General features: G+C 36.9%; 16 protein-coding genes. All 16 read right to left on the bottom strand.

All coding sequences use genetic code 11. The features are described 5' to 3' along the window. The 16 genes from ACM46_RS06725 to ACM46_RS06800 all read right to left on the bottom strand — a co-directional run bounded on the left by ACM46_RS06725 (window position 1) and on the right by ACM46_RS06800 (window position 16589). Window positions 1–930 carry a UDP-3-O-(3-hydroxymyristoyl)glucosamine N-acyltransferase gene (locus ACM46_RS06725; RefSeq protein WP_048505869.1) on the bottom strand — a complete coding sequence of 310 codons (930 nt, stop codon included), beginning with the start codon at window positions 928–930 and terminating at the stop codon, window positions 1–3. A 6-nt stretch (window positions 931–936) separates the two neighbouring features. Further along, the gene (locus ACM46_RS06730; RefSeq protein WP_241485974.1) at window positions 937–1572 is read right to left on the bottom strand and encodes a PIG-L deacetylase family protein; all 636 of its coding nucleotides are present in this window, start codon (window positions 1570–1572) and stop codon (window positions 937–939) included. Next, window positions 1562–2593, bottom strand: a complete 1032-nt coding sequence (locus ACM46_RS06735) for a Gfo/Idh/MocA family protein (RefSeq protein ID WP_048505871.1) — start codon at window positions 2591–2593, stop codon at window positions 1562–1564. Before ACM46_RS06735 ends, ACM46_RS06730 begins: the two co-directional genes overlap by 11 nt. 11 nt (window positions 2594–2604) lie before the next feature. Continuing rightward, the gene (locus ACM46_RS23095; protein ID WP_048505872.1) at window positions 2605–3177 is read right to left on the bottom strand and encodes an acyltransferase; all 573 of its coding nucleotides are present in this window, start codon (window positions 3175–3177) and stop codon (window positions 2605–2607) included. A gap of 9 nt (window positions 3178–3186) precedes the next feature. Further along, window positions 3187–4314 (bottom strand): DegT/DnrJ/EryC1/StrS family aminotransferase, encoded by a 1128-nt coding sequence (locus ACM46_RS06745; RefSeq protein ID WP_048505873.1) that lies wholly within the window; start codon window positions 4312–4314, stop codon window positions 3187–3189. A 41-nt stretch (window positions 4315–4355) separates the two neighbouring features. Then, window positions 4356–5546 (bottom strand): L-2-hydroxyglutarate oxidase, encoded by a 1191-nt coding sequence (gene lhgO / locus ACM46_RS06750; protein WP_048505874.1) that lies wholly within the window; start codon window positions 5544–5546, stop codon window positions 4356–4358. A 6-nt stretch (window positions 5547–5552) separates the two neighbouring features. Beyond that, complete coding sequence (locus ACM46_RS06755; protein ID WP_048505875.1) at window positions 5553–6848, bottom strand: nucleotide sugar dehydrogenase; 1296 nt, start codon at window positions 6846–6848, stop codon at window positions 5553–5555. After that, complete coding sequence (locus ACM46_RS06760) at window positions 6848–9241, bottom strand: GumC family protein (RefSeq protein ID WP_048505876.1); 2394 nt, start codon at window positions 9239–9241, stop codon at window positions 6848–6850. The genes ACM46_RS06755 and ACM46_RS06760 overlap by 1 nt, the downstream gene beginning before the upstream one ends. Before the next feature lie 9 nt (window positions 9242–9250). After that, complete coding sequence (locus tag ACM46_RS06765; RefSeq protein ID WP_048505877.1) at window positions 9251–10072, bottom strand: polysaccharide biosynthesis/export family protein; 822 nt, start codon at window positions 10070–10072, stop codon at window positions 9251–9253. Window positions 10073–10107: 35 nt separating this feature from the next. Continuing rightward, window positions 10108–12036, bottom strand: coding sequence for a polysaccharide biosynthesis protein (locus ACM46_RS06770; RefSeq protein WP_048505878.1), 1929 nt, complete (start codon window positions 12034–12036; stop codon window positions 10108–10110). Window positions 12037–12409: 373 nt separating this feature from the next. Beyond that, window positions 12410–12865, bottom strand: coding sequence for a regulatory protein RecX (locus ACM46_RS06775; RefSeq protein ID WP_048506151.1), 456 nt, complete (start codon window positions 12863–12865; stop codon window positions 12410–12412). A gap of 58 nt (window positions 12866–12923) precedes the next feature. Then, on the bottom strand, window positions 12924–14189 hold the full coding sequence (gene glyA / locus ACM46_RS06780; protein WP_048505879.1) for a serine hydroxymethyltransferase: 1266 nt from the start codon (window positions 14187–14189) through the stop codon (window positions 12924–12926). Between the two features lie 118 nt (window positions 14190–14307). Continuing rightward, window positions 14308–14724 carry an arsenate reductase ArsC gene (locus ACM46_RS06785; protein WP_048505880.1) on the bottom strand — a complete coding sequence of 139 codons (417 nt, stop codon included), beginning with the start codon at window positions 14722–14724 and terminating at the stop codon, window positions 14308–14310. 15 nt (window positions 14725–14739) lie between these two features. After that, window positions 14740–15198 (bottom strand): DUF6428 family protein, encoded by a 459-nt coding sequence (locus tag ACM46_RS06790; RefSeq protein WP_048505881.1) that lies wholly within the window; start codon window positions 15196–15198, stop codon window positions 14740–14742. Window positions 15199–15253: 55 nt separating this feature from the next. After that, window positions 15254–15580: an ArsR/SmtB family transcription factor gene (locus ACM46_RS06795; protein WP_048505882.1), complete on the bottom strand. Its 327-nt coding sequence runs from the start codon at window positions 15578–15580 to the stop codon at window positions 15254–15256. Between the two features lie 109 nt (window positions 15581–15689). Continuing rightward, window positions 15690–16589, bottom strand: a complete 900-nt coding sequence (locus ACM46_RS06800) for an NAD(P)/FAD-dependent oxidoreductase (protein WP_048505883.1) — start codon at window positions 16587–16589, stop codon at window positions 15690–15692. Window positions 16590–16597: the final 8 nt, after the last annotated feature.

The raw sequence follows: 16597 nt of genomic DNA on the forward strand, positions 1-16597 counted from the left end.
TTATTTAAACAATTTTTCATTCATAATCTTCTTCTTAGCCAAAACCTGAGAAATTTCTTCTGCCGGGCTTCCTATAACTGTCTGCCCATCTTCAACGTTTTTCACTACTACTGCAGACAAGCCAATAGTAACGTCATTTCCTATTTTTTTCTGATTGAGGATGGATGATGAAGGAGCTACCCATGTATTTTCTCCAATCTGTACGCTTCCGGCTACCATTGCATTGGCAATAATAAGACTGTTCTTCCCTATTTTTACGCCGTGTGCAATATGTACCAGATTATCCACCTTTACATTATCCATAAGAATAGTACTTCCCAGTACAGCTCTGTCTATACAGGTATTATTTCCTATTTCTACATTATTTCCAATAATTACATTCCCAATGTGTGGAATGAAAACATACTCACCAGTTTCATCTTTTTCATATCCGAACCCTACTCCACCGATCGTATTATTGGCTCCGATAATAACATTTTCCCCTACAATCGTATCACTTTTAAGAGTGGTATGATGATCTATTACTGTATGATCTCCGATGGCACAGTTATCTTCTATTACAACATACTCTCCAATATAGGTATTCTGTCCTATAGTAACATTATCTCCAATAATTGCCGTTTTCGCAATACCCACTTTTTTAGCAGGCATAAAAAACTCAGTCAATGCTTTTTGAAAAGCCAGTCTTGGGTTTTCGAATAAGAGATAAGTACAACCTTCACTGATATATTCTTCGGGAAACTCACCACATAAAATAATACCTTTAGAAATATTTTTCAGTCTGTCGCCAAATTTAGGAGATACCCACATCAACACATCATCTCTTTGATTGTCTGCATCTAACTGAATAGCATTGATAACATTCTTTTCAGTATTTCCTATTACCCGTAAAGGATTAAGTTTTCCAATTATTTCTGTAAGTATTGCCATCGTTTATTATTTTATTGAAAGTCTTACTACCTCAAAAGTCTCGGCATATTTTACTCCGAACTGCACTCCTCTCGCTACTGCCAGAGAACGGATAAAATCAGCACTTAAATAATCTCTGAATCCTTGAGATTTATATTCTTTCAATGCATCTATTTTTTTATTGATATGCTTTTCTTCCAGGGAAATATAGCTCTGTGTATTAAATGAAAGGTTGTTCCAAATCAGTTCATAGCTGAAGATTGACTTCGTTTTAAATGCTCTGATTCCTTCATTGGCTATCGTGGAATGATCCTGGTGAATATCGTTGATACTTGGTAACAGCACCAGATCAATATCCTGATGTATTCTCTTAAAACGGATAAGCTCTTCTAATATTTCCTGTCTTGCATAGTTAAGTTTTCTTACCTGATAGTTAAAGATGATAACGTTTTCATCCTTTACCCCCAATACTTTGGTAGCGGCTCTAACTTCAGTTTTCAGAATATCTTTTGGAAAACCTTCCGGTACAGATTCCTCAGCTGTGGAAAAAGCCATATAATAAACTTCTGCTCCTTCCTCAATCAATTTAGAAATAAATCCTCCGGCTCCTAATTCACCATCATCTGTGTGGGGAGCCAAAACTAAAACTTTCTTAAAGCTCATAATGATCGTTTTTTTTCAATGCATAAATTCTTTCAATGATATCCACCACTTTCAATCCTTCAAGAGCATTGGTGGTAATGGTATTTCTGCCTTTCAATACATCTACAACGTTTTCGATGATGTAATGGTGGTTCGCAGCAGATCCTTTATAGGCACCATAGTCGTTACCCGGATTGGTAGGTGCCAGTTCAGGCATTTCGTAATCTTTTACATTACAAACTTCCACTTTATCCATATACTGCCCTCCGATTTTTACGGCACCATTCTCTGCAATGATCGTCATTGAACTTTCAAGGTTCTGATTCCAAACTGAAGTGGAATAATTTAAAGATCCCATTCCGCCATTGACGAAGTCGAAACTGATGAAGCCTGAATCTTCAAAATCTGTAAGGTTCTTATGATTGAAATCTGCAAATTTCCCCTGGATATTGGTAATATCTCCGAAAAGCCAGTACATAATATCTATAAAATGCGAGAACTGAGTAAACAGAGTTCCGCCGTCCAGATCTTTCTTTCCATGCCATGATTCCGGCTTGTAGTATCTGTCGTCACGGTTCCAGTAGCAGTTCAGCTGTACCATATATATTTTTCCAAGCTTTCCGCTTTCTACCATTTCTTTGATCCAGGCAGAAGGTGGTGAATAACGGTTCTGCATTACTGCAAATACCTGCTTGTGCTTGTGAAGCGCCTGAAAAATAAGTTGTTCGGCGTCTTGCTTATTAAGGGTCATTGGTTTTTCTACCACGACATGTTTTCCGGAAGCTACCACTTTATGGGCCTGCTCAAAGTGAAATCCATTAGGAGAAGCAATATTGATAATATCTGCTTCTATTCCTGAATTAAGAAACTCATCCAGCGATGCAAAAAAAGGAACATTATAGCTTTCTATTCCCAACGCGGATTTATCTTTTACGTCAATCAGAGCTACCAATTCGCACTCTGAATTTCTTGAAATCATTTCGGCATGCCTTTTTCCGATATGCCCGCAGCCTACCACCGCAAATCTTATTTTATCAGACATCTGTATCTTTTTTAAATTTTCGAAACTTTATTATTTTCTAATTTGTATTGTTCTCCACTTTCTTCGCAAACCGCAATCCCTTCATTATTAAAATGAAGTCGCTGTCCGAATTCACTCATCCATCCCATATGTCTTGCCGGATTTCCTACTACTAGAGCATAATCCGGAACTTCTTTTGTAACCACGGCTCCGGCACCAATGAATGCATACTGCCCTATATTATGACCACATACAATGGTTGCATTGGCCCCTATTGAAGCTCCTTTTCCTACATGTGTTTTCAGGTATTCATTTTTCCTATTGACAGCACTTCTCGGGTTGATTACATTGGTAAAAACCATTGAAGGCCCGAGGAAAACATCATCATCACAGGTAACTCCTTCGTAGATGGATACGTTATTCTGAACTTTTACATTGTTACCTAAAACTACTTTTGGGGAAACCACCACATTCTGTCCAATATTACATTTCTCTCCCAAAATACAACCCGGCATAATATGTGAAAAGTGCCAAATTTTACTTCCGGCTCCTATCTGACAACCTTCGTCAATAACAGCTGTTTCATGTGCAAAAAAATCCGACATATTTATTTTTTATGAATTAAAATAGTTTTTAATCTCTGAGATGATATAATCTAAAACCTGTTGGTCAAATTCAGTATGAACAGGAAGTGAAATAACCTCTGAACACAGCTTTTCTGTAACCGGAAGGCTGAATCCGTTCTCTACATACTGCTGGAAAGCTTCCTGTTTGTAAAGCGGTAACGGATAATAAACCATACTTGGAATATTTTTTTCTGCTAAATACTTCTGTAATTCATTCCTTTTACCGTTTTTCACTTTAAGCGTGTACTGATGGAAAACATGGGTAGAATTTTTGGCTCTTTCCGGAACTGTAATTTCAGAAATACCAGCTAAATGTTCGTCATAATAATCCGCCATTTTATTTCTTGCTGCAGAATATTCATCCAGACGGGTAAGTTTTACTTTTAAAACGGCTGCCTGAATAGTATCCAGTCTTGAATTACATCCTAAAACCTTATGATGGTATTTTTTTTCCTGCCCGTGGTTGGCAATCATTCTTATTTTCAGGGCTATTTCATCATCATTTGTCATCAAAGCTCCTCCATCTCCATAGCATCCAAGATTTTTTGAAGGGAAGAATGAAGTACATCCGATATGTCCTATCGTTCCTGTTTTTTTAACGGTTCCATCTGAAAAGGTATAGTCGGAACCAATAGCCTGGGCATTATCCTCAATCACAAAGAGGTTGTGTTTCTCTGCAAATTCAAGGATCTTCTCCATATCTGCACTCTGTCCGTATAAATGAACAGGAACAATGGCTTTGGTATTGGGAGTAAGGTATTGTTCTAAATTATCAAGCTGAATATCAAAAGTATCTTCATTCACGTCTACCATGACAGGTACCAGTCCAAGAAGGCCTATTACTTCGGCAGTAGCAACATAAGTAAACGCAGGGCAGATCACTTCATCCCCCGGTTTCAGATCCAGAGCCATCATAGCTATCTGCAGCGCATCTGTTCCGTTGGCACAGGGAATAACATGTTTTACATTCAGGTATTTTTCGAAGTCCTGCTGAAATTCTTTTACTGCAGGCCCATTAATAAATGCCGTATTATTGATACAATCCTGTATACCGGCATCTACTTCCGTTTTTATTTTCTCGTATTGACCTTTAAGATCAACCATTTGAATTTTCATATCTAATTTTTGGTGTTGGATTTCCACATCTAAAGTGGAAATTAATTTTCTATCAGTCCGCTAATTTTATTTCCTATGGCAAGGCATGAAGTTGCAGCAGGAGAAGGAGCATTTCTTACGTGAATAATATTTCCGTTTTTCACAATATCGAAATCATCTATCAAACCTCCGTTTCGGTCACATGCCTGAGCTCTTACTCCGGAACCTCCGGGAATAAGGTCGCTTTCCTGTATTTCTGGCATCAGCTTTTGCAATGCTTTGGTAAATGCAGATTTGGAAAGAGAACGGTGCATTTCTCCCATACCTGTCTTTCCGTATTTTGCTACGATTTTTCTGAAACCAGGCCACATCAATGTCTGCATAGTTTCTTCAAAATTAAAATCAAAAAAGTTATAGCCTTCTTTTTTAAAGGCTAAAACAGCATTAGGGCCTGCCTCAATATTACCATCAATCATTCGGGTAAAATGAACGCCCAAAAATGGGAAACTGGGATCCGGAACCGGGTAAATAAGGTGTTTTACCAGGTATTTTTTTTCATCTTTTATTTTATAGTATTCTCCTCTGAAGGGGATAATGACCACATCGTTTTCCTTATTGGTCATTTTGGTGATCTTATCGGAATATAATCCTGCACAGGAAACCAATTTCTTAGCTTTAAATTCAGAAACTCCAGCTTTTACAATGATTTCTGAACCACTGTCAATAATGCCTTTTACTTCATGATTAAATTTAACTTCTCCGCCAAGTTCTTCAAAAAGTTCCTTTATTTTAGCAGCAATTCCCGGATAATCTATAATTCCTGTCTGAGGAACTTTAATCGCTTTAATTCCTTCGCAATGCGGCTCTATTTCTCTGAATTCATCTCTTGAAAGATACTGCAAATTCTGAAGTCCGTTCTCAACCCCTCTTTTGTAGATGTTATCCAGCAGAGGAAGTTCTTCCTGTGATGAAGCCACAATTATTTTCCCACAGAGATCATATTTGATTCCATATTTCTCGGCAAAATTAATTACGGTATTGTATCCTTCAATACAGTTTTTAGCCTTTAAGCTTCCCGGCTTATAGTATATTCCACTATGAATCACTCCACTGTTGTGACCGGATTGGTGCAGCGCCACATCTTGTTCTTTTTCCAGAACCAGAATCCTGGATCCCGGATTTTTAAGTTTAGCCTGGTACGCTGTGGCAAGTCCTACGAGACCTGCACCAACAATAATGATGTCATAGTTCATATTTGATTATAATCTTGCGTCTACCAAATTTCTGTCTAAACATGCTTTGGTATCAAAAACCACTGCATTATCATTCTTCAAAGTGTTGAGATCCATTTCAAGGAATTCGTTGTGAGAAACGGCAATGATAAGTGAATCATATTTTTTTCCTTCCTGAAGAGTATCCAGAATATCAATTCCGTATTCATGTTTTACTTCTTCTTTGCTTGCCCACGGATCATAGATATCTACATTGATCCCGTAATCTTTAAGCTCGTTATAAATATCTACAACTTTGGTGTTTCTTACATCCGGACAGTTTTCTTTAAAGGTAACTCCTAATATAAGTGCCTTTGAATCTTTAATGATACTTCCCTTAGCAATAAGAAGCTTTACCACTTTAGATGCCACAAATTTTGCAATAGAGTCATTAACGCGTCTTCCCGATAAGATTACATCAGGATGATATCCAAGCTGTTCTGCTTTATGAGCAAGGTAATAAGGATCTACTGAAATACAGTGTCCTCCTACCAATCCCGGTTTATATTTAAGGAAATTATATTTTGTTCCGGCAGCTTCCAGCACGTCATTAGTATCAATACCAACCCTGTCAAAAATTAAAGCAAGTTCGTTCACAAAAGAGATGTTAACGTCACGTTGTGCATTTTCAATTGCTTTTGAAGCTTCTGCCACTTTAAGGCTTGGTGCTTTATGGGTTCCGGCCGTGATAATCTTTTTATATAACTGATCTACTTCTTCGGCGATTTCTTCGGTGGATCCTGAAGTTACTTTTTTCACACTGGTGAGTGTGTTTACTTTGTCTCCCGGATTGATTCTTTCCGGAGAGTAGCCCACGAAAAAGTCTTTATTAAACGTAAGCCCTGAATATTTTTCAAGAATAGGAACACATTCTTCTTCCGTACAGCCAGGGAAAACTGTAGATTCATAAATAACAATGTCATCTTTCTTAATGATCTCACCCAACATTTTAGATGCAGAGATCAGAGGATTAAGATCCGGAGCATTGTATTTGTCAATAGGAGTAGGAACTGTTACTATAAAAACATTGGCATCACCAATCTCAGATAACTGGCTGGTTGCTTTATATCCTAATACTCCATTGGATTCTTTATATTTTTTAAGTCCGTCATTAAGCTTGTCAAGATCTGCTTCCAGTGTGATATCTTCTCCATCATTCAGTTGGTCTACACGAAGTGCATTGATATCAAATCCTAATACAGGATAATGACTTGCAAATTCAAGGGATAATGGAAGGCCAACATAGCCCTGACCAATAACGGCTATTTTATATGTTTTCATCATTAACTAAGTTTATTTTTAAGTTTTTCAAACCATGTTTGTTCTTTGTGGTGTGTATATCCGTAACCATATTTGTTGTTGTACCCTAAGTTTTCATTGCTTACATCATTAAGGACAAAACCAACATTTTTGATTTTATTGGCATCAATATTATTATTAGCAAACTCCAGAAGTTCCTTCTCTGTATATTTCGATCTGGATACATAAATAGTAACATCCGCAAGTTCTGAAATCAGGAATGTATCTGTTACAAGAAGTAATGGGGCCGTATCTAAAATAACATAATCATACTTTGTTTTTAACTCTTCAAGAAGCACTTCATAACGTCCATTAGAAATTAATTCTGTAGGATTAGGAGGAATCATTCCTGAATAAATAACATCCAAATTGGGATTAAATGAAGATACGTGGATAATATCCCCAGTTTTCGTATCATCAGAATAAAGAAACTCTGTAAGTCCCTTTAAGCCTTTTCTTGCAGGATTATATCTCTGAAGCTGCGGATTTCTGATATCCGACCCAATAATAATTGCTTTTTTCTTAGGATTAGCTAGTGTTAAAGCTAAATTAACGGATGCAAAAGTCTTTCCTTCCCCTTTTACCGTGGAAGTAACAAATACCACTTTTCCTTGTTTATTTTTAGGAAGCATGAAATTCATATTGGTAATAAGAATTCTGAAGGCTTCTGCCATTGGCGTAATATCATTCACCTGAACAATATCCGGATCTCCTTTTTCTAAGCTAGGCAGTTCTGCAATAACCGGCGCATGTACTAGCTTCTCAAGATCATGCTTAGTAACTACTTTATTATTAAGAAGTTGTGATAAGTATATAAAAACAAAAGGTAACAGTAAGCCTATCGCAAGTGCAGCAATAAGGATCACGCTGCTTTTAGGAGATACAGGTCCGGGAGATGCATATGCTGCATCTATCACTTTTGCCTTAGGAGCCACAATAGACTGAGAAATAGCTGTTTCTTCTCTTTTCTGAAGTAGGAGCAAATAAAGATTTTCCTTAATTTGCTGCTGTCTTTCAATGCTTCTGAACATCTTTTCGATAGAAGGAAGTTTGGAAATTTTTCCAGACACCTTATTCTGCTCACCCAAATATTCATTTCTAGCCAATTCAAGTCCTACCTTATTTCTTTGCAGACTCTGCATAATGGATGAACGCATGGAAGTAATCTGTTTGGTAACATCTACTACAGCCGGGTTTTCAGGAGTTGCAGATTCCAAAAGCCTGTTTCTTTGTAATACTAACTGGTTATAGGTAGAGATTCCAGATACTGCTTCAGGGCTGTTTAATCCTATATTGGCAGGCAGCACCTGATATTGCCCTTGCTTGGAAACATATCCGATAAGGGCATCTGTTAATTCCAACTGGGCGTCAACATCCATCTGTTTTGCTCTTGCAGCTGCTGAGCTTTCCAAATTGATTTTGGCTTCAGTTTCAAGATCTGTAAGATTGTTTTTTGATTTAAAACTTTCTTTTTGATTTTCTACCTCACCTAGTTCCCCTGATAGTTTTTTGATTCTGTCTTCAATAAAATCCAATGTTTTTTTCGACTCTGAGTTTTTATCAGAAATTGCATCGTTATTATAAGACATAACCAGATTATCCAATATGTCTTTCGCTTTCGAAATTTGTGGATATTTATAACCAAGCTTTAATACTGTAGCGTCTTTAGTTGCTAAAGCCACATTAAGGGGCCCTTGAAGACTGTTTACTTTGGCAGCTACGGTAGAAATATAAAGTTCTAGATTTTTAATATCAATTCCTTTAACCGCAGAAGGGTCAAATTTTGGATTTTTGGTAATTATAATATTAGCATATGGCAGACTAATCGTTCTGCCGTATGTGGTAACAATCTCTTTAGGAAGTTTCTCAGAACTCAAAGTAAGTTTTTCTCCATCTATGGCTAATTGCAACCCATTATTCAAAGATTTACTCGGCTTTTCAGAAATAACTTTCACTTCAATGGGAGAAGTTTCTTTGTATAATTCCACAGTAGTAAGCTTTCCTTTTGCAGAAATATTGGTCTGAAGATTCTGATTAACGACTACTTCCCGCATCATTTTCTTAGACTTCAGGATTTCTATTTCATTAGCAATACTGTTCGTCTTGAGTCCTCCAATACCTGATAGATCGGGTAAAACGCCTAAATCAGTGCCTACAGGAGAAGAAGAAGAGTTCTTGGCATCTTTTATAAGTATAGTAGACTGTATGTCATATACAGGAACCATAAATCTCAATGAAATATAGCCTATTACAAGTGCAATAAAGGCACTTACAACAAACCAAGGCCACTTTCGCAGATATGGTTTTATAATTTCATTAATATTTACATTTGAGCTGTTATCTGCTTCTGAAAGTGTGGAAGATTGCTGGTGGTCCATCAATTTTTTTTATTTCTTATTAAATAAACTTACTACTACAGCAATAGCTGTCACCCCGATAGAAACGGCAGTTAAGATAAGTCCTGTGTTTGGATTTTGTTTTGCGATAAGGTCTTTTGTATTGTTTGAAGAAACAATAATGGCATCGCCCTGTTTAAGATAATAATACGGAGAGTTGATAAGATCTGCATCCTGCAGATTCACACGTCCATGCGAAACCACTCCGTTATCTGTTCTAATTACCAGGATTTCATCTCTTTTACCATACATCGTAAGATCTCCGGCAAGTCCCAAAGCGTTTAAGATAGTTGCCTGCCCATTGGCAATAACATAGTCTCCCTGCCTGTTCACTTCTCCTAATACAGTCACTTTAAAATTGGCAAGCCTAACATTCACTGAAGGATTAATAACAAATTTAGTCATTCTCTCTCTCAATTCATCTTTAAACTCTACGAGAGTTTTATTGGCTGTATTAAGTTTTCCCAGCACAGGAAAGTCTACATCTCCATTTGCATCTACAATATAGGTAGGTCCTGTGATAAGTGTAGCTCCCTGATTAGGTGTATTGCTCCCAGCTAAAGTATTACTCTGAACAAGTTCAGAAGATGAGTAATTTTGGTTAAATGGTTTCACCACATCCATATCTTTTGCTGTAATCAGAATAACCAGCTGATCACCAGCCTGTATTGTAGATTTAGAGTTTTTTGCAGATGCTTCTAGGGCTACCTTCTCTATATTCTGCATATAATTAAGGTCATTATGTGCATTCTGATTGGTCTTACACGAGACCAACGATAATGCCAGAGATATTGCCAATAATTTACTCTTCATATTTTAAAATTGTACAAATATACATTTATATTTTTCTATTTATCTAATACTTCGTAGACCGAATTATTACTCTTAAATTCCGGAACAATCGTTTTTAAAATCTTTACAACCTCTACTTTATCTTTGAGTAGTGAGGCATCTGTAATCAAATTAGTGAGACCCTCTATTTCAGAGAACGACATGGCAGGATCTTTAGAAATCATGATCTTTTCATTATGAGTAGGAAGTGTTTTAGCATTGTCGCTCAACAGTTCCTCATATAACTTCTCACCTGGCCTTAATCCTGTGTAAATAATTTTAATATCAATATTAGGTTCAAATCCAGATAATTTAATCATCCTTCTGGCAAGATCAAGTATTTTCACAGGTTCCCCCATATCAAAAACAAAAATCTCACCTCCTTTTCCCATAGTTCCGGCCTGAAGAACAAGCTCACAGGCTTCCGGAATGGTCATAAAATACCTTACAATATCCGGATGGGTAATGGTAACCGGTCCACCGGCTTCAATCTGTCTTTTAAAATGAGGAATAACTGATCCGTTGGATCCCAAAACGTTTCCGAATCTGGTTGTAATAAACTTCGTTGTATTTCCTTCAACATATTGCAGAGACTGTACAAATAGTTCAGCAGCTCTTTTAGAAGCTCCCATCACGTTCGTAGGATTTACCGCTTTATCCGTAGAGATCATTACAAACCTGTTCACCTTATACCGGCTTGATAAAACAGCAATATTTTTTGATCCCAAAACATTCACCCGAATTGCTTCATTAGGGTTTTCTTCTACTAAAGGAACATGCTTATAAGCAGCAGCATGATAAACCATTGCAAAGTTGTAAGTTTGAAAAAGCGGTTCGACTCTATGTATATTAGACACGTCTGCTAAAACAAATTTAAACCGGATATGAGGAAATTTATTCTTCATTTCAAGTTCAATATCATAAAGAGGAGTTTCTGCCTGGTCCAGAACAACAATTAATGCCGGGTTAAACTGTGCAACCTGTCTTACAATTTCGCTACCAATAGAACCTGCCCCACCTGTTACCAGTATATTTTTATTGAAATGTCTGCTTTTTACTTCCTCACTTTCAATTTTTATAGGTTTTCTATTGAGTAAATCCTCAATCTGAAGGTTTCTGATAGCCACTCCCAAATCGCTGTCTCTCAGTTTTTGTACGGAAGGTGCTTTAAATATGTTTAAGTCTTTTTCTAAAAACAAATTCACCCATGAGTTCATTTCATCTTTAGACATCATTTCTTTAACAATAATAACTCCGTCAATAATAAGCTCATCTTTAGTAGCCTCTTCTATTCTTCTTTTTTCATAAATCGGCTTCCCCAATAAGGAAGCTCTTTTGGAATCGGTTCTTTGAGTCAGGAAACCTACCACCTGATAAGGAAGGCTTGGGTTATCCAAAATAGCCCGGGCTATAGCAATAGACTGCTCATCTATCCCAAGTACCAAAATTCTTTTTTTCAGGGAACTTCTTCTGTATTCTCTTACGATGTGAAAAAACTCTTTCACATATAATCTGAAGAGAAACAACCCCATGAAAGAAATAATAAAATACAGAATCAGAAATGCAGTCAGGATGAATTTTCCTCCTGTCATCCAAAAATAGATCAGATTTACCATCCCCACCACAGTCATTGTACAGAAGCAGGAAATCAATAATTTAAAAAGATCTATAAAAGTAGAGTGCCTGATAATCCCAGCATAGGTTTTGAAAAAATACATAAACATGGTATTCACCAGAATAATAAAAGCAAATACAGTACTTTTGTCTTCATGATAAATAAACTCTTTCTGAGTAATTTTTTCAATAGTGTAGGTTGAAAGAAATAGTGACATGACCAGAATAATAATATCTATTACAAGTATTATCCATCTGGGAAGGTATCTTACGTCTGAGAGATTGACAACATTATCCCCTCCGAATATTTTTTTTCTAAGAGAGCTGTACATTGTCTGTATTTGTGTTCATATTTTTTATAATAAGGTATAAGATCTGATTATCCAATATTAAAGATAATTCTAATACAATCATGCAAAAATAAAATAAAATTCGAACAGTCAATTTAAAATTCAAAATAATTTGACTTATTCTTTTTGCGCATGCCTATTCACTTGCGAAACTAATAATTCTATTCTACTAAACAAAAACCTTTGACAAAAATCATACCATAAAAAAACTTCATAAAAACAGAAATTAGCAATTAAAGAATCCATTCCCCTTATAAAACACAGAAATTATACCCTAAAGAATCTTCAAATTAACGATTTTTTATCAAAATATTGAAAAATAATTAATTCCCCGCCAATTGAAATGATAAAATCCCTATTCAAAAATATCTGTTATTTTCTCATATTCAAAACCCCTGCTCATCAAATATTTTATTGTTTTCGATTTTTTCTGATATTCTTGTCCTTTTTGCCTGGAATGATAATCTTCATAGATCTTCCTGATCATTTTTATATAATCATCTTCGTCTATTTCATCAAAACAGCTGCTTATCAGCTTATCCGTAATCTGTTTCTGTTTCAGATGCATTTTGATCTTGGCTCTGCCCCAGTGCTTGATATAAAACTTCCCTCTGATATAACTTCTTGTAAAGCGCTCTTCATTGAGATAGTTTTCTTTCATAAGATAGAGGATAATCTCATCTTTTGCCTCGTCTATCAGTAAAAATTCACGCATCTTCTGTTCCACTTCCGCGTGGCAGCGATCCTGATAAACACAATAGTTCACCAGTTTCAGTTTAATTTCATCAAAAGTGAAAGACTTCTTCTCCATAGCAGACATAAAAAAGAATGGACAGATGCCCATTCTTTATGTTATATTTTAAGTAATATTAATAGTTGAATAAAGCTCTGCCTTCCATCAGTTCATTCACTTTCTTTCTTACAGAACCAATCACTTCTTCATTCTTGATATTGTCCACCACTTCAGAAATAAGTCCTGCAATAGTATCCATATCATTTTCTTTAAGACCTCTTGTAGTGATCGCAGCAGTTCCCAGTCTGATACCGGATGTAGTGAACGGTGATTTGTCATCAAAAGGAACCATATTTTTGTTACATGTAATATCGGCAAGTACCAAAGCTTTTTCAGTTTCTTTTCCGTTTACATTTTTATTTCTAAGGTCTACCAGCATTAAGTGGTTGTCTGTACCTCCGCTTACAATATCAAAACCTCTGTCGATCATAGCTTTTGAAAGAGCCTGCGCGTTGGATCTTACCTGCTTGGCATACGTTTCGAACTGCCCGTCAATTGCTTCAGCAAATGCTACCGCTTTACCAGCGATAACGTGCTCCAAAGGTCCACCCTGAATTCCAGGGAAAACAGCTCCGTCCAGCACCTGGCTCATCATTTTCGTTTCTCCTTTCGGAGTTTTATGGCCGTATGTATTTTCGAAATCTTTCCCCATCATGATCATTCCTCCTCTAGGACCTCTTAAAGTTTTGTGGGTAGTAGTGGTTACTACGTGGCAGTGTTCAAATGGAGAATTCAATAGTCCTTTAGCTACCAAACCAGCCGGGTGAGCAATATCTGCCCAAAGCGTTGCGTCTACTTCATCTGCAATTTCTCTGAATTTTGCATAATCAAGATCTCTTGAATAAGCAGAGAAACCAGCGATCAGCATTTTTGGTCTTTCTCTAAGGGCAACCTCTCTCATTTGGTTGTAATCAATAAGTCCGGTTTCTTTTTCAACACCGTAAGAAACTACCTGATACTGGATTCCGGAGAAGTTCACTCCTGAACCGTGAGTAAGGTGACCTCCCATGGAAAGATCCATTCCCATGATTTTATCTCCTGCTTTCAAAACGGCAAGATAAACGGCAGCATTAGCCTGAGATCCGGAATGCGGCTGTACGTTCACGTAGTCTACACCGAAAAGTTCCTTTGCTCTGTTGATGGCTAATGTTTCAACCTCATCTACTACTTCACAACCTCCGTAATATCTTTTTCCGGGATATCCTTCAGCATATTTGTTGGTCAGTACACTTCCCATTGCTTTCATCACGTTCTCAGAAACAAAGTTTTCTGACGCAATAAGCTCTAATCCATGGGCTTGTCTTTGTCTTTCTTTTTCAATCAGGTCGAAAATAATGTCCATTTTACTTTTAGTTTTTGAAATTTTTCACCCCAAATGTACGGAATTTCCTGCAAGGTTCCGGTATGAGAAAATATGATTTTAGCCTTAAAATTTTATAAAATTTCTTTATTATGCTTCATCACCGTTTTTCTTCTATCAATTTTTTACAATAGCTTTTAATCTGATTTCTGGTTTTTGCAAATTCCTGATTGACTTCATCTTCTGTTCCCACAAATTTTGAAGGATCCTGGAAGTTTTGATGAAAAATATTTGTTTTAAAAGGAAAGTAAGGACAGCTTTCTTTTGCATGATCGCAGACCGTAATCACCATATCAAATTCCATATCTTCATATTCATCAATAGAATTGGAAGTCTGGCCGGATATGTCTATCCCGTCGTCTTTCATGGTTTGAACAGCTTTTGGATTCAGTCCGTGGATTTCAATACCTGCGCTGTACACTTCCGCTCTATCTCCTGCAAAATATCTTAAATACCCTTCTGCTATCTGGCTTCTGCAGCTGTTTCCCGTACAAAGAACAAGGATTTTTTTCTTCATGATATGTAGCAGATATTAGCAGCATCCTGCTCCCGGAGCACAGCATGTATCGGAGTTGTTTTCTTCGTTTTGTTTTACAGGTTCTATTCCGCAGGCATCTTCAGCCAGGCAGACCGTACGTTTATTTTTCAGGACAAAGTGCTTTCCGTTAAACTCCAGATCATATTTTCCAATGGTCTGGCTTTGGTATTCCACTTCAATTTCAAAATCTCCGATTCCCAGTTTTTCTTCCGATAAATTAATAATGTGCAGCAACTTTCCGGGTTTGAGACGATGCTCGTAGTCGTCTGCATCCCATAGCTGAAAATTTACCCTTTCTTCTTTTCTGATGGTTCCCCCGCAGTCGATAAAGCTTTTGGAAACCATTCCTATCTCCGTTACATGGAAATGTTCCGGTACATATGTTCCGTTTTCCAGCTGAAATTCTACATTTTCCAATACAGGTAAAATGGTTTTAATTTCTGATAATTTCATAATTTAATAGTTAATTGTTATAATGCAATATTACGATAATAAAAGGCAAAAAATTTTAACAGCAATTTTGTTTTTTGACTGTAGAAATAATGTTTGAGAAAAAAGCATTCAAAATTTCAAAAACCTTTTCATCAATACAGTAGCACACCGAATTACCTTCAATATTTCCTTTGATGAGTCCTGCATTTTTTAATTCTTTCAAGTGCTGCGAAACGGTAGGCTGCGCAAGAGGAAGCTCATTCACAATATCACCGCAGATGCATTCATTTACTTTAAGAAGGTATTCTATGATTGCAATTCTGGCAGGATGTCCTAAAGCTTTGGCAATGACAGCCACTCTATTCTGCTCGTCCGTAAAGAAATCTGTTTTTGTAGCTCCCATTGATATTTAATTATATCGCAATATTACGATAATGTTTTTAAACAGCAAAATAATATAAAAAAATCCCTGCAGAAATTTCCGCAGGGATCACCACATTTTACAATATAAATTAGAAATCTTCTTCAGTAAGTTCTTTATTCACCACTGCTCCGGTAAAATTTCCCTGAGCAACAGCATTTGCAACGGATCTCATCATCGTCACATTATCTCCGCAGGCAAAAACACCCGGGATATTGGTTTTCTGCATACCATCTGTTTTCACAAAGCCCTGTTCGGTAAGTTCTACGTCCAGATTTCCCGAAGCATTGATACTCTGTTCAAAAGATACTTTAGCATATAAAACTTTCATGGAAATTTCCTTTCCGGATTTAAAGATCATTTTCCGGATATTTCCGTTTTCATGTTCTATCTTTTCAATTTCGTCCTCAACTAAACTGATATTGTTCTGAGCAAGCTTTTGTTTCTGCTCTTTGGAAAGAACAGACTGTCCGTTGGTAAACAAAAAGAGATCTTTCGTAAGGTTGTACACCAGCTTTGAAAAGTCATAAGCCATATCTCCATCCGAGAGTATTCCGGTGACTTCATTTCTCACTTCATACCCATGACAGTATGGGCAGTGCAATACGGAAATCCCCCAACATTCAGCAAATCCGGGAATATCCGGCATGATGTCTTTAATTCCGGAGGCAAGAATCAGCTTTTTAGCATGAAATATTTCACCTGCTGAAGTTTCAACATCAAATCCGGGATCTGTATTTTTCAACTTAATGGCTGATCCCTCATAAAAGTTCACGGTACTGTATGCTGCAACCTGCTCACGGGCCAGGCCGGAGATTTCCTTCGGGGTCTTTCCGTCATGGGTAATAAAATTATGGGAATGCGGAGTTTGTCTATTGCACGGTTTCCCGCTGTCGATAATTAAAGTATTTCTCAGAGATCTCCCTAAAGACATACCGGCTGATAATCCGGCGTAGCTCCCACCTATAATAATAACGTCGTAATTTTTCATTTTTTAAC

This window comes from Chryseobacterium angstadtii (assembly GCF_001045465.1).
Lineage (GTDB): Bacteria > Bacteroidota > Bacteroidia > Flavobacteriales > Weeksellaceae > Chryseobacterium > Chryseobacterium angstadtii.

Coding starts and splice junctions, on each gene's coding strand:
- glyA (WP_048505879.1), bottom strand. CDS start 14,189: ATGGACATTATTTTCGACCTGATTGAAAAAGAAAGACAAAGACAAGCC.
- ACM46_RS06725 (WP_048505869.1), bottom strand. CDS start 930: ATGGCAATACTTACAGAAATAATTGGAAAACTTAATCCTTTACGGGTA.
- ACM46_RS06735 (WP_048505871.1), bottom strand. CDS start 2,593: ATGTCTGATAAAATAAGATTTGCGGTGGTAGGCTGCGGGCATATCGGA.
- ACM46_RS06745 (WP_048505873.1), bottom strand. CDS start 4,314: ATGAAAATTCAAATGGTTGATCTTAAAGGTCAATACGAGAAAATAAAA.
- ACM46_RS06755 (WP_048505875.1), bottom strand. CDS start 6,848: ATGATGAAAACATATAAAATAGCCGTTATTGGTCAGGGCTATGTTGGC.
- lhgO (WP_048505874.1), bottom strand. CDS start 5,546: ATGAACTATGACATCATTATTGTTGGTGCAGGTCTCGTAGGACTTGCC.
- ACM46_RS06800 (WP_048505883.1), bottom strand. CDS start 16,589: ATGAAAAATTACGACGTTATTATTATAGGTGGGAGCTACGCCGGATTA.
- ACM46_RS06730 (WP_241485974.1), bottom strand. CDS start 1,572: ATGAGCTTTAAGAAAGTTTTAGTTTTGGCTCCCCACACAGATGATGGT.
- ACM46_RS23095 (WP_048505872.1), bottom strand. CDS start 3,177: ATGTCGGATTTTTTTGCACATGAAACAGCTGTTATTGACGAAGGTTGT.
- ACM46_RS06770 (WP_048505878.1), bottom strand. CDS start 12,036: ATGTACAGCTCTCTTAGAAAAAAAATATTCGGAGGGGATAATGTTGTC.
- ACM46_RS06790 (WP_048505881.1), bottom strand. CDS start 15,198: ATGAAATTATCAGAAATTAAAACCATTTTACCTGTATTGGAAAATGTA.
- ACM46_RS06765 (WP_048505877.1), bottom strand. CDS start 10,072: ATGAAGAGTAAATTATTGGCAATATCTCTGGCATTATCGTTGGTCTCG.
- ACM46_RS06785 (WP_048505880.1), bottom strand. CDS start 14,724: ATGAAGAAAAAAATCCTTGTTCTTTGTACGGGAAACAGCTGCAGAAGC.
- ACM46_RS06760 (WP_048505876.1), bottom strand. CDS start 9,241: ATGGACCACCAGCAATCTTCCACACTTTCAGAAGCAGATAACAGCTCA.
- ACM46_RS06795 (WP_048505882.1), bottom strand. CDS start 15,580: ATGGGAGCTACAAAAACAGATTTCTTTACGGACGAGCAGAATAGAGTG.
- ACM46_RS06775 (WP_048506151.1), bottom strand. CDS start 12,865: ATGGAGAAGAAGTCTTTCACTTTTGATGAAATTAAACTGAAACTGGTG.